Source organism: Clostridium chromiireducens (genome assembly GCF_003575225.1).
Taxonomy (GTDB): Bacteria; Bacillota; Clostridia; order Clostridiales; family Clostridiaceae; genus Clostridium; species Clostridium chromiireducens.
Genome location: NZ_QXDJ01000005.1, coordinates 63,930 through 76,229, shown reverse-complemented (window position 1 = coordinate 76,229; position 12,300 = coordinate 63,930). Strand labels below are relative to the sequence as shown.

12 protein-coding genes are annotated in these 12,300 nt (G+C 28.3%); 1 reads left to right on the top strand and 11 read right to left on the bottom strand.

The window, feature by feature from the left end:
* Nucleotides 1-190 precede the first annotated feature (190 nt).
* From D2A34_RS19120 to D2A34_RS19095, 6 genes are all read right to left on the bottom strand, one after another.
* Complete coding sequence (locus tag D2A34_RS19120; protein WP_119367642.1) at nucleotides 191-1,033, bottom strand: DUF5677 domain-containing protein; 843 nt, start codon at nucleotides 1,031-1,033, stop codon at nucleotides 191-193.
* A gap of 88 nt (nucleotides 1,034-1,121) precedes the next feature.
* A complete protein-coding gene (locus D2A34_RS19115) occupies nucleotides 1,122-2,282 on the bottom strand; it encodes an HNH endonuclease domain-containing protein (protein WP_119367641.1) in 1,161 nt (386 codons plus the stop codon).
* A 121-nt stretch (nucleotides 2,283-2,403) separates the two neighbouring features.
* Nucleotides 2,404-3,237, bottom strand: coding sequence for a GIY-YIG nuclease family protein (locus D2A34_RS27320; RefSeq protein WP_119367640.1), 834 nt, complete (start codon nucleotides 3,235-3,237; stop codon nucleotides 2,404-2,406).
* Nucleotides 3,238-3,526: 289 nt separating this feature from the next.
* Nucleotides 3,527-5,005, bottom strand: a complete 1,479-nt coding sequence (locus D2A34_RS19105) for a DUF697 domain-containing protein (protein WP_119367639.1) — start codon at nucleotides 5,003-5,005, stop codon at nucleotides 3,527-3,529.
* 108 nt (nucleotides 5,006-5,113) lie between these two features.
* On the bottom strand, nucleotides 5,114-5,422 hold the full coding sequence (locus D2A34_RS19100; RefSeq protein WP_119367638.1) for a nucleoside triphosphate pyrophosphohydrolase: 309 nt from the start codon (nucleotides 5,420-5,422) through the stop codon (nucleotides 5,114-5,116).
* A gap of 223 nt (nucleotides 5,423-5,645) precedes the next feature.
* Nucleotides 5,646-6,539, bottom strand: a complete 894-nt coding sequence (locus D2A34_RS19095) for an AraC family transcriptional regulator (RefSeq protein ID WP_119367637.1) — start codon at nucleotides 6,537-6,539, stop codon at nucleotides 5,646-5,648.
* Nucleotides 6,540-7,252: 713 nt separating this feature from the next.
* Between D2A34_RS19095 and D2A34_RS19090 the strand changes: the two genes are divergently transcribed.
* Nucleotides 7,253-7,840: a hypothetical protein gene (locus tag D2A34_RS19090; RefSeq protein ID WP_119367636.1), complete on the top strand. Its 588-nt coding sequence runs from the start codon at nucleotides 7,253-7,255 to the stop codon at nucleotides 7,838-7,840.
* A gap of 77 nt (nucleotides 7,841-7,917) precedes the next feature.
* Here the strand turns inward: D2A34_RS19090 and D2A34_RS19085 are convergent, their stop codons facing one another.
* The 5 genes from D2A34_RS19085 to D2A34_RS19065 all read right to left on the bottom strand — a co-directional run bounded on the left by D2A34_RS19085 (nucleotide 7,918) and on the right by D2A34_RS19065 (nucleotide 12,206).
* A complete protein-coding gene (locus tag D2A34_RS19085; RefSeq protein ID WP_119367635.1) occupies nucleotides 7,918-8,487 on the bottom strand; it encodes an ATPase in 570 nt (189 codons plus the stop codon).
* Nucleotides 8,487-8,666 (bottom strand): hypothetical protein, encoded by a 180-nt coding sequence (locus D2A34_RS19080; RefSeq protein WP_119367634.1) that lies wholly within the window; start codon nucleotides 8,664-8,666, stop codon nucleotides 8,487-8,489. Before D2A34_RS19080 ends, D2A34_RS19085 begins: the two co-directional genes overlap by 1 nt.
* A gap of 426 nt (nucleotides 8,667-9,092) precedes the next feature.
* Complete coding sequence (locus D2A34_RS19075) at nucleotides 9,093-10,454, bottom strand: AAA family ATPase (protein ID WP_119367633.1); 1,362 nt, start codon at nucleotides 10,452-10,454, stop codon at nucleotides 9,093-9,095.
* Between the two features lie 367 nt (nucleotides 10,455-10,821).
* Entirely contained in the window at nucleotides 10,822-11,247 is a 426-nt protein-coding gene (locus tag D2A34_RS19070) for a thioredoxin domain-containing protein (RefSeq protein WP_119367632.1), read from the bottom strand.
* A 134-nt stretch (nucleotides 11,248-11,381) separates the two neighbouring features.
* Complete coding sequence (locus D2A34_RS19065; RefSeq protein WP_119367631.1) at nucleotides 11,382-12,206, bottom strand: nitroreductase family protein; 825 nt, start codon at nucleotides 12,204-12,206, stop codon at nucleotides 11,382-11,384.
* Nucleotides 12,207-12,300 lie beyond the last annotated feature (94 nt).

Below are 12,300 nucleotides of genomic sequence, written 5' to 3'. Positions count from 1 at the left end.
CTTTTAACATGCTAACAAAAATCTAACTCTTAGTTGCCCACGCTTATCAATATATTTATTATAATTATATATATTAATAATTCACCACTATGAACTATTCTTAATAATCACTCCGAATACTTATCATATAATTTAACTATAAAATATATTTTTTAGTTAAATTATATCACCAACTTCTATTAAATATAATTTAAAATTCCTTATCAACTAATTCGTGATTTACATCCTCTAATTCATCAATAAATTCTAGTATATCTTTAATTTTTTCAATATACTTAACATCATTAATATTATATTTTGATAAATATTCAGAAGCCCTAATTACGGAAAGACTTAATACATTTGAAATAATTCGAACAGCATGACCTTTATCTAATTCATAATTACTTTTAATAGCATTTTCTCTCATTCCTTCATATATCATTTTAATACCTTCACCATCTTGATGCATAAAATGACTTGATAAGCTATATGCATAATATAAACCAAATAACGATTCATATTTTTTATCATACTTTACAATTTCTTTAAGAAGCGTTCCAAATCCCCACTTCTGCTCAAGGCTTTTTCTAATCTTATTAGGGTACTTTTCTTGTAATAAATTAATTTCTTCTTCAGTCAATATACTAGTTTCAAAAGGATGCTTTTGAACAGAATATAATTTGAATAACTCTAGAGCTTCTACCGCTTTTCTATGTTCACTTAGCTTTTGCATTTCGGGTATTAAATCATAATATTCTTTAATTATTTCACTATCTGTTTCAAGATCTCCATTCATTAAATATATATATTTTACAGATCCTTCAATTACCGACCTAAGTAATATATCCGCATCAAACACCCTATATTCTCGTACAAGGAAAAGAATGCTCTCGCTAGTCGCATAAAGGTTGGTAAATAACTGAATACTGACAAATTGATTGTATTCTGATATATTAGCTTCTTTTTTGTAGTAAGGAGTAAGTGACATCATCAGCTTTCTTAGCAAATGCATTGCCTTATCACTATGAGTAAATAAAAAATTCATATCCATTTATTTCACCTTAACTTTATATATTAATATTTTCATTCTCTACTTTTCTTTTAATGTGTTATTATTTAATTCTTACATTAATTGTTGATTAAATTTTTAAATAAAATACTCCAAACCCCTGATTAACCGCCATCCCATAAACCGGCCCAATCTCCTGCTTAAGTTTTCTCATAAATTCTTCTTCTCTATTTTCTTTAATGAACTTCTTAGCATTTTGTATTTTTAAAACTTCCCTATATTCATCAATCTGATTCTTTCTATTTTCATTAACTACATAATCGAAGGCTTCGTACTGCATTTTACAGAACTTGTCTATATATAAATCAAAAGGAAGCAAATTATCACTTTTCTTGCTATTGATATTTTTAAAGGTTGGTATGAGATTCCAGATTTGATTATGAAGAACAAAGCTCCAAGGAACGAAATGGTCTATACTTAATACTCCATGTTCATCGTAATTTTCTTTTGTAAAATCTAAGCCTGTATATAGATCTTTTATATGCTTTCTTTCTATGACATTTTCCCATATTTTTGTTTGCTCTCTTAAAGAATCTCTATTTTTAGGTGCTTCTAATTTCATTGCTATTCCTGGTACATTGGGATTACGTTTTTGCAAAAAGCATACCAGATTATAATATGTCCAGCCTTTAAGTATCATGTAGTTATTGTACAAATAACTACACCATTTTTCTCTTACTCTTATACAATTTTCATTTTTGTCATTTTTATATATTTCATAGATACATTCATTATCAAGTCTTGAGAATTCTTCAATTTGCTTTTCAATATTTTTATCTTCTTTTTTCTTGTTTTTAAAAAATGGAGCTAAAAATCTATATGGAACTTTAAAGGTTAATTCTTTTAGCATTTTGTTTAATACTTTATCTTCTGAGGAATATATAAAATCAAATAATTCACGATCATTATAGTTGCTTCCTAAGTTATAAGTATCAGAAATATAGTGAACTACCTTGCCTAGATTATCAAACAAACCAAAGTTAAGCTTACATTTTAAAATTGGATACCATGCTTTAACAACCATTTTGCATATTAATCTTTTAAATTCAATTTCACTTTTTCCTTCAGAAATCTCATCTAGCAAAGCTAAAAGCCAATACAGCTTATAGCTTGCAACCGTATCATTTAATACTCTTGAAAATGTCCTATAATCAACTTCACTGCTATAAGGCACATCACCTATTTCTTTTGGAGATATTAAAGATTTATCTGTTGTATAAATTCCATTCATTTTAATTCCACCTAACAAAATACAATATAGATATATTCTACCATAAAAATAAGAGCTTATATTACATAAACTCTTAATAAAATCTAATATTTTTAAATTATGTTTTTATATATCCTTAAAACTAGTTGCAATTATATCCAAAAGGAACTCTTGTCCCAAGTGTTTCTTTCCACCAGGTTTCTCTACTTAAAATAATTTGTTTATCAACTCTTGAATTATAATTTTCTAGAATTGAATATTGAAAATATTTCTTTATGTAATCAAAGCCCTGTGTGTTTACAATGTCCAGAAGCTCTTTATTACCTCCATGTCCATTGCTGATATAGCTTTTCCATCTTTGCAGCAGCATTCCATTTTCACCTGTAGCTGATCCTACATATAATTTTCCGTTATTTGTGTCCCTGATTAAATAAACAGCCTTTTGGTTTTCTAAGGCAGCTATCCAATCCTTCTTATTTCGTGAAATGATTGTTTCAAGCTGTTCAAAAGATAAACGTACCTTTTCATATCCTGGAAAGTCATCACCATCAAACACTGTTGGTAGTATTTGCAGAACTTCAAGCTGATCAATAATACCTTCAGCATATCTAACTTGTGTTTGAAAATCCTTATGAAACTTTATAACCACTCTACCATAAAAAGGTTTATATTTTTCTAATTCTTCACCTTCATAATTCACATCATTTTTTACATTAAATTCTTTCGTTACACGTTTAATTGTTGTTAGAAGCCATATGTCTTTACTTATTTCAAGTAAACAAATAGCAATCTCGTTTACATTAAAATATCGTTTTTCTGTTCTCCAAAAAAGCCATCCATTATTAACCACATCAGGATTTTTCATATAGTCTTCTATTGGATAACTTTCTCCATTATACTGATTAAATTTAATTTTTATATTACTCAAGTCCTCAAATGCTAATAAATCTTTTAGCATTAGTGCCGCGCTACTCATTAATACCCCTCCCCTAATTTCATTATTCTATGGTCTATTTAATAATATTAATTTACTTATTAATTCATTATTTCCCTCAAGCTCCATCATAAATGAAGGCCTTATGAACAAATTACAAAGCTTGGGCCAAAGGTACTTTGTCTTTCCTTTACTCTTTGAACCTTATGTGCAACATAACCTGTCTCTGTGATGTGTATATTCCATTCAAATTCCACCTAATCTCTAGTCATATGTATTACCAGACAAAACTGTATAATCATCTTCAGATACATTTATTAACAATTACACCCTAAAAATCAAAATATTTTTCACGTAAATATAGTAGCATCTTTCTATTAGTTGAATAGGTAGCACCTTCATCTCTATGGTCATTACTGTTCTCATCATATTCTCCAGCAAATGATAAAAAATTATAGCTTCCTTCTATATAATATAATTCATCACAAATCATTACCTTATAATGAGAATTCACTTTTTTCATTTTGAATCTTTGACCATATTTTTCAAACTTATTAATTAAGTTATTTGCAATTCTATCACTATTTAAACTTCTATTATTTTTTTGTGAACTATAGCTGCTATCTTCAATTCCATATCGAATTTTTATATTGACTCCTCTTTTAAGTGCATTTTCTATCTTTATTATCAGTTCTTGATTTACTACATAATTATTTAACCACGGACTAGCTATGCATAAACTAATTTTAGCTCTATCAAAAGACTTTATAAATTCTTCACGTATTTCCTTATTAGCTAGATGGCACATTTCATCTTTAGTACCTATTATTCCAATCATATTATTTATTTTGCTTTCATAAGCTTGTACATCTTCAATTACATATTTTTGATTTTCATATCTTATATATATATCAGCTAAACCTTGTAATTTGTATGTAGCTTTTTGCTCTTTAAGTTCTAATCTCAACTCATTTCTATCTAGTTGACCTATAATATTTTCAATCTTTATAATCTCATATGTCTTCATAAAACATAAAGTATATATAACTTTGCTTTCAGTCAGTATATTTTCATATCTAGAAAGCCTCTTTTCAAGCTCTTCCTTTTTATTATAAATATCATCTATAGTAAAATTATTACTTGAATCTATACACTTATCATAGTTCTGTAATTTACCTTTATATATTTTATATTCTTGCCTGTCAAAAGCTTCAAATTGTTTCTTTAATGATTCTATTGACCAATCTCTTTCTTCTTTTTTTATATTTTCTATTTCTTTCTGTCTTATTCGTTTCAATTCTTCTTTAGAAAGTGTAATATTATTCTTCTTAGCATTTATTAAAGTTTTGCAAGCCATCCCAAGTCCAAATGTAGACATATATACAAGTGGTACTGTAGTAATTGCACCTGCAAATGGAATTATAGTCTTATAAAGCCCTAATATAACTTGTTGAGATAAAACTCCAAAACCTAATGTTCCTACAAGATAAGCTAAAATTTCTTGCACTGTTGCATCATTTGTCTTTAGCCCTAATACTTTACTCAAATATGTGACCATTACAACTTGAATAGGACTTAATATAAATAAATCCGCAAATGGTATAGGTTGAACTGCAACTATTCCACATATTAAAGCTGTAGCATTTACAATTATGTTGGCTTTAGTATTAGAACTAATACTAGGATCTTCTACTACTGATTCTAATGTTTCTTTTAGCTCAAATGATTTTTGGCTAATTAATTTTTGTATTTCAGTTAACCCTGACATTTTTTTTGATATTTTATTACCTTTTAAAAAATTCATATTCATTTTAAATCCACCTAACAATACATAAACTTTCCTTATGGATATATTTTACCATAAAAGCATATTTTACAACAAAAAGATAAGAGCCTATGTAAATCTCCAAAACCAAAATTATTTTGTACTTTTAAGCACAATACCTTCCTTAAATCCCCCACGCTCTTTAAACTTCTTATCTCTAGCTTTTAAAAGATCTTCTTCACTATAACCTAGTGATTCCGCAAGCCCAAACAGCACTTCCATTATATCAGCTAATTCTTCTAAATTTTTATCCTCTAAAAACTCATTAACTTCTTCTTGCAATTTAGCTTCTAAGAACTTGTACTTTTCATCTCCAGATACAATTTTAATATCACATTCTCTTCCATCTACTTTTATTATCTCTGGAATCTTGTCTCTTACTAATTTATTATATACTTTCATTAGATTTCACACTTCCCTCTATAATTAAATTTCTCCATACATTAACTGTCTTTAGGGTACTTTTTAGTCCTGTATTTTTTCACTGGTTACTAAGTTAGTGCTAAAAATAAAAACTCTCCGCCCAACACCTAGTGATATACATTCCAACTATATTTTAACATAAAATAAGAGCTTACTTTACATAAACTCTTAAATACATTGCTTTTACTTAGATGTTATTATATTATGATACTCTCTTTATAGGAATCCACAATTCACAAAATAAACCCGGCTCCCCTTCCTCAGGATAAATTTCATAGTCAGTGTCCTCTGTTTGTTCATAGTCAGACTGTGGTAAGAATTCTTTAAAAAATCTGCTCCACATTTCACTGATACAATCACCATTATTACCGTAGCATTTAAAAACCACATAGGTTGCCGAATCAACTTCCCATATACGGTAACCTTTTTTAAGTATTGCTTCTTCGTTGTCTAAATTAGTATCTTCATCAATAATTACTCCGATTCCATAATCAAAAGTTATTTCATTTTCTTTAGTAGGGCTGCATAGACCATATAAATCTTTTTTACCATCTCGTCTCATATTCCTAATCTCGTCTACTAAATGTTCTTTATTACATTCACCCCAAAAATCTGGAATATCATGATTGCCAGCTTCATTAATAATTTCATTACTAAATGCTCGCACCTTTGCAATAAATCTTTGTTTGCATGTTTCTTCAATCCTATAATTCATAGTGCTTCCGCCTTCCAATATAATTTTAATGGCTAAAGGGTTGAATAGACATAGTTGAGTTCCTTTTCTTTTAGCTAACTTCGGTGATACACCATGAAATCTCGAAAAAGCCTTTGCAAAACTTTCAGGAGTTTCATAACCAAACTTATAGGCAACCTCTATAATTTTACTATCAGTTAGCTGTAATTCTTGTCCTGCTAGTGACAGCCTTCTGTTACGAATGTACTCATTTGCTGTCATTCCAGCCATTAGGCTGAATATTCTATGAAAGTTGTAACATGACATATACACCTCTTTTGCTACATCTTCGTAATTGACCTTCTCTAGGAGATGACTCTCCATATAATCAATTGCACCTTGTAATGACTTTCCAAAACTCATCTATCCTCTCCCCTTTCACTATGTATTATAAAACTCCTTGTAAGAATATTCCTGTCCTAGTTTGCAGTATTTTGTCCTGTATGCTTTTTAATTACCAGTACCTGCATCGATTAATATTTTAACACAGAATCCCTTAGCCTTGACATATATGTTAAGAATCAAAAATTATCTACTCCATATTATTTCTTCTTACTTTATCACATGCAAAAGACACTTTAAGGTGATAAATGGCTGTTGTTATATTAGTACATTCCCCTCAAACCAGCATGTTTCCTATAAATCATAAAAGTTTTTGGTTGTGCTTTGCACTTTTTTTATATGTGTATATTGTTAACTTTTTTTATTTTTACATTTTTAACTTTTTTCCTTTTTAAATTGTTAAAAAGGTTTCTTTAAACCAATATTCCTTTAAAACAATGTTTAAAGGAAACAATTAAAACATATTACTTTTTAAAAATGTATATTGAAACCTTTAAAAACTTATTTATTGGTAAAAAGTTTTCTTTAAATCTTTGAAAAAAGGTTCCTTTAAATCAAGTTTTAAATGAATCTTTAAAAAAACTTTTATTTTTTTCTTTTTTCCCATTTATATTTTTATAAAACTGCGTATATATTAATTGAAGGTCATATTTATTTTGGGAACCTGACAAAATAACAGCTCCTGAATGCCATGAAAAGATCTTCGAAATTTTATGACGAAGGGGGAATTACATATGAACGTATCTATAAAAAAATCAAAAAGAAAAGATAAATTTAAAGATAATTTTTGCACTGATGAAGATGAAGCAGTTGAAATAATTGGTTTTTCTGAAGGGGAGGCTAAAATAGAGGGTACTCTCTTAAAAAGCTTTTCCTTTGACTCCGATGATGAACTAGTTGAAGAGCCTATAATTTCTCCTAATTCTCCAACTGCTGCTACAGGAGCTTTTAATATTAGTGAGACTTCTAATAAACTTGCGGATAATAATACCACGGTGGAAACAAATATATCTTATAATGATAGTTCTAGTGAATTTACGAAAAATGAAGTAAGCTTACCTCATAACAAGTCTTCCATAAATTCTGGGCCTAAAAAAGAAGTATTAGATCATAGAACTCTAAAGGCTAATCCAAGCGGCAGAACACCTCCCGTTGATGGCGAAATTTATGATATGGTAAGAACTTATACTTTAAGACGCTCAACTGTAAGAATCTTAAGTAAAATCAAAGCTATTCATAGTGATGACAATGTTTATTTAAATACTATTGTTGATGAGGCTATTTGCTATTATTATGAGTATCTTAAAAATAGTATTGATTAAACTCAATGGCTCTGAACTAATATTAAAAGCTGAACTATTCATTTTTCGAATAGTTCAGCTTTTATATTTCTTTAAATTTATAATTGCTTTAATATTGCGTTAGTCCATTCAGGTATAATCTTATCTTTCCAAATCAGCTTTCCATTTTTAATATTTATGAGTTGTATAAATTCATTTGTATTATCATAAATATTAACTTCATCACAAATTTTAATTACATTTCTTAAATTTAGTAGTGATTCAACATATCTCTTTTCAATTACTTCATCTGGTATTCCATGTCCACCTTTAGATACCCTGAACTTAACTCTTTTTTTTGCTATTTCAGAGTTTTCAAGGCCTATATAGTTCATAACTACAACAAAGCCCTTTTCTTTAGCCATCTTAATATTCTTAATTATGCTCTTCCCAGATAAAGTAGTTTCTTGATGAAATGAAATATCATTCTTTATATAATAATCAATCATTTTAACAGCTTCCCTACCTGCTTTAATTTGAAGATTGCTGTCCTTCCATGATCCTATTCTTGCAACCATTTCATCGGTATTAATTCGTTTTCCTATATAATTTTCATTGAAAAATACAGATTTATATATTGAGGTTTTTCCTGCGCCATTTACGCCTGCAAATAATGTGTATCTTTTCATTACACTGGCATTTCCTTTATAACTCTTCTTTGTTCCCTTTGAAGTACCATATTAGCCATATTCATATAGAAATCTTGTTCTTCTTTTGTTTTTGCATTATCAAATAATTCTTTTAACTCTGAATATGAATATTTTAAAAATTGATTATATAAGTTAATATTATCTTTTTTTAATTCCATATAAATTCACCTCGTTATATATCGATTTATAATTGTATGTTTAATAAAATTATAACCCAAAACTATTGAATTTTAAACTAAACAAACAAATTTTAATAAGCTTTGATTATTTTCAATGCCACATCAGGGATCTATTTAGATGCTATAAATACCTATGTTAAGTAAATTCAATATGATGTCCTTCCGAATAGTACTCTCCATTTTTCTTCTTAAATGTAAAATTGCACCCTTTAATTTGGCATTTATTTTTATATTTACTTTTTAAGTTGTGTACAATCTTTTGATATCTAATAATTCTATTCAATGAAATAAGAGCTTTAAGTCCATTTTATTGTTCTTTAATCCATGATTCAAATTCTTTTAAGATAATAAAGAGCCAAACAAAAAACAATTTTATAAATTGCTTTTTGTTTGGCTCCTAAGCTTCTAAATAAATTCAAACCTTGGAAATAAAAATATTGGTATTGTATAAGTTTTGTTTGCTATTCCTCCTTGCGTTAATCCTTTAAGATAAACTGCAAAATCTATTTTTCCATTAGCTAATGATTTAGTTATGGTCTTGCCTGGATTCTTTCCGGACTTAACTTCTATTCCATATACCTGACCATTTTCTCTATCTCTATACACAAAATCTAACTCACCATCACCATAAATCCCCAACATAGGGACTGTAGGTATTTTATCCAAAAGACAATTATAAACAAAAGCTTCATTTAACAAGCCCCTAGCTTCCGACATTAGAATGTTTGCTTTTTTCATCACAAAATTTGCCATCCCCACATCAGACAAATAATATCTCTGGCGCTTCTTTATATTTGTAAAATCAAAGTCTATTAATTTATCACAGTCTTTAACGAATTTAGAAGTATAAAACCATTGCAGCACTCTATTGCAATTTTCTTTTGTAATATTGCTTGAATATTTCTTTGTTATAATTTGTTGCAATTCCTCTGTATAGCTGCTTTCTTTAATACCCTTTTTGTCTCTAGCCAAAGCTTCTATTATTGCACTTATGCAGTCTTCAAATACTCTAGTAGTCAATATATCTCCATCAAAATACCTAGAAGATTCTTCGCAAAATACTCTTAATAATTTTTCAAATAAAACATATACATTATCTTTATTATTTTTTAAATATTCGCATACTATCTCTGGATATCCACCTATTTCTAGATAGTCTTTATATTTATCATAAATTAATTCATAATCATTTTTATTACTATTTCCATATAAGTCCAATCCATCATATAGTTTTTTTAAATTAAGAGCCTGCATGAATTCTGTAAATGATAGTGGTTTTATTTCAAGAAAATCTACATCTCCCATAGGTGACCAGAATTCTTTTTGCATCACAACTCTTCCCAAATAACTTCCAATCATAATAAAATGAGTGGTAAATTCTCTTGCAAATTGCCTTATCATATTATAAATTTTATATGATTCTTGTATTTCATCTATTATAATTATGCATTCTTCACTATCTTTAAATTTATTTGAGAATCTTCTAAACATTTCTTTTAATGAATTAGTTTTTTCTCGATCCAGTTTTCCTGACAGTCTTTCCTCTTTTACCGCATCGTAAATTGTAAGTAAGTCCTCTCCCGTTTCTTCTAGGGGATTAATATAAATTACATTGTCATAATTTTCTCTAGCAAATTTTTTCACTAAGTAAGTTTTACCAACCTGCCTTGCACCCTCTATTAATAACACTTTATTATTGTGATTATTTTTCCATTCTAATAATTTTTTATAAGCATCCCTTTTAAGATCTATAGTTTTCTCTCCCATCTTTCTCACTTCCTTATAATCTTAAATATATTGAGTATGTCCTAATGAAATTAGATTTTTCAATAATAATTTATCACTCTTTGAATGTATGAGCAATTAATATGCTCAATTGCATAACTAGTCATTTCATATGTATAACAACTATATTTTTACATAAGTAGCTAATACTTATAAACAATTGCAAAATAAAAAGCAGTTAATTTTTCATAACTGCTGCTTTATCTGATATAAATTTAGCCTAGTTGGTTGATACATAAAAGGTCATAATGAAATTGTTTATTTCCCTTCGAGCCCTCATATTTCCTATAAATATTTATATATTATTATATTCTTATCGGGAGTCTATTAACTTTTTACATCTCTTAACTTAAACATTAAGAGAATCACATGTTTTGTTGCTAGACCCCATTTTACATTTTGTAAAATCTTCATTAGGAATGTTTTTTAATTCAATTATTTCTTTTAGAAATTCAACATCAAATCCAGCTATTAATTGATTATTAATTTCCATCAGAGGACGTTTAATCAATATTGGGTTACTACATAAAAGATCTAGAGTATCTTCCATAGATAATGCTCCTGGTATTACAGTTCCCGCTTTAACATCTGGAGCATTTTTATTATACCAATCTTCAATTTTAAGTTTTTCTAAGTAAGGCTTTAAAGATTCTGGTGTCCATGTTTTATCAAAAATTGAACATTCCTCTACAGTATGACCTGATGATAAAAGTAGTTCTTTTTGACGTTGGCCTCCCTTGCATCCTGGCTTAGTATAAAAAATAATATTTGACATAATTTGTACCCTCCTTCAATAACTTTAATATAATTTGCTTATATTTTAACCACTACAAAATTGTATTGGTTAATTTACACATTAACTTTATAAGTTTTATATCGGTATTTATACAATCTTTTCAAATGAATCTATTAATTTTCCCCTATCCACGAGGTAACATATTTATATTTATCATGACTTTTATTACTTAATACCTTAATTTCACCCTTTAATCCTTTTTCCTTTGCAGTCAAGTAAAAGTGACATATACCGATTCCCATATCAATTCTGCTCATTTCACTTTTTCCTTCTGAATAAAAATGATAATTATTGCCTTCTTTTAATATTCTCCAAGGCTGCTTATTAACAGCTGATGGAGCAAGTCGAACCATTTCCAAAACTTCACCATACTCTTTAGCTTCCTCATATGTTAGAGGAGTATCAAAATTTTCATTGAAGAATATTTGAGCAAAGTCTTTTCTTTTAGGTCCATTACTTTTACTAAATAAAGCTCCTAAAATGGATTTTTTACCACCCTCAATTCCTACTGGTGAAACTATTGGTAATATTTCATCTTCCTTTAACTTAACTGCTTTTGCAAAATTCCCTTTGTTAAAAGTTCCACCAAGCCAAACTGTTCCGAGCCCTAAAGATGTACAATACAATACTACTTTTTCAAACAGAAATCCTAGATTCTCAAAATCATAATCTCCCTTTTTGCAAACTGCAACCAAATAGTAATTAGCACCTTTTATAACTCCATAGGTTCCTAATTTTACTTCTTTATTAGTATCATTCTTTTGAACTAATGATATTCTAACCTTTCCACACAGTGGGCCTTCTGAATCATTGATTTCATCTAAATATGCCTGAAGCTTTTCTTTTATCTCAGTTGATAGTTCTGTATTTTCATAATTTCTTACAGAATGTCTCTTACTTACTATTTCATTTATTGGTTTATTAAAAATATTTGCCATAGTTACCTCCCTATTTTATTCTATCTCTTTATTTATATTATTCATATAATTTCTCTACATAACACTTAGTTTTATACATTCTAACTATATTTTA

Coding starts and splice junctions, on each gene's coding strand:
- D2A34_RS19100 (WP_119367638.1), bottom strand. CDS start 5,422: ATGAAAGTATATAATAAATTAGTAAGAGACAAGATTCCAGAGATAATA.
- D2A34_RS19115 (WP_119367641.1), bottom strand. CDS start 2,282: ATGAATGGAATTTATACAACAGATAAATCTTTAATATCTCCAAAAGAA.
- D2A34_RS19075 (WP_119367633.1), bottom strand. CDS start 10,454: ATGGGAGAGAAAACTATAGATCTTAAAAGGGATGCTTATAAAAAATTA.
- D2A34_RS19070 (WP_119367632.1), bottom strand. CDS start 11,247: ATGTCAAATATTATTTTTTATACTAAGCCAGGATGCAAGGGAGGCCAA.
- D2A34_RS19090 (WP_119367636.1), top strand. CDS start 7,253: ATGAACGTATCTATAAAAAAATCAAAAAGAAAAGATAAATTTAAAGAT.
- D2A34_RS19120 (WP_119367642.1), bottom strand. CDS start 1,033: ATGGATATGAATTTTTTATTTACTCATAGTGATAAGGCAATGCATTTG.
- D2A34_RS19080 (WP_119367634.1), bottom strand. CDS start 8,666: ATGGAATTAAAAAAAGATAATATTAACTTATATAATCAATTTTTAAAA.
- D2A34_RS19095 (WP_119367637.1), bottom strand. CDS start 6,539: ATGAGTTTTGGAAAGTCATTACAAGGTGCAATTGATTATATGGAGAGT.
- D2A34_RS19085 (WP_119367635.1), bottom strand. CDS start 8,487: ATGAAAAGATACACATTATTTGCAGGCGTAAATGGCGCAGGAAAAACC.
- D2A34_RS27320 (WP_119367640.1), bottom strand. CDS start 3,237: ATGAGTAGCGCGGCACTAATGCTAAAAGATTTATTAGCATTTGAGGAC.
- D2A34_RS19105 (WP_119367639.1), bottom strand. CDS start 5,005: ATGAATATGAATTTTTTAAAAGGTAATAAAATATCAAAAAAAATGTCA.
- D2A34_RS19065 (WP_119367631.1), bottom strand. CDS start 12,206: ATGGCAAATATTTTTAATAAACCAATAAATGAAATAGTAAGTAAGAGA.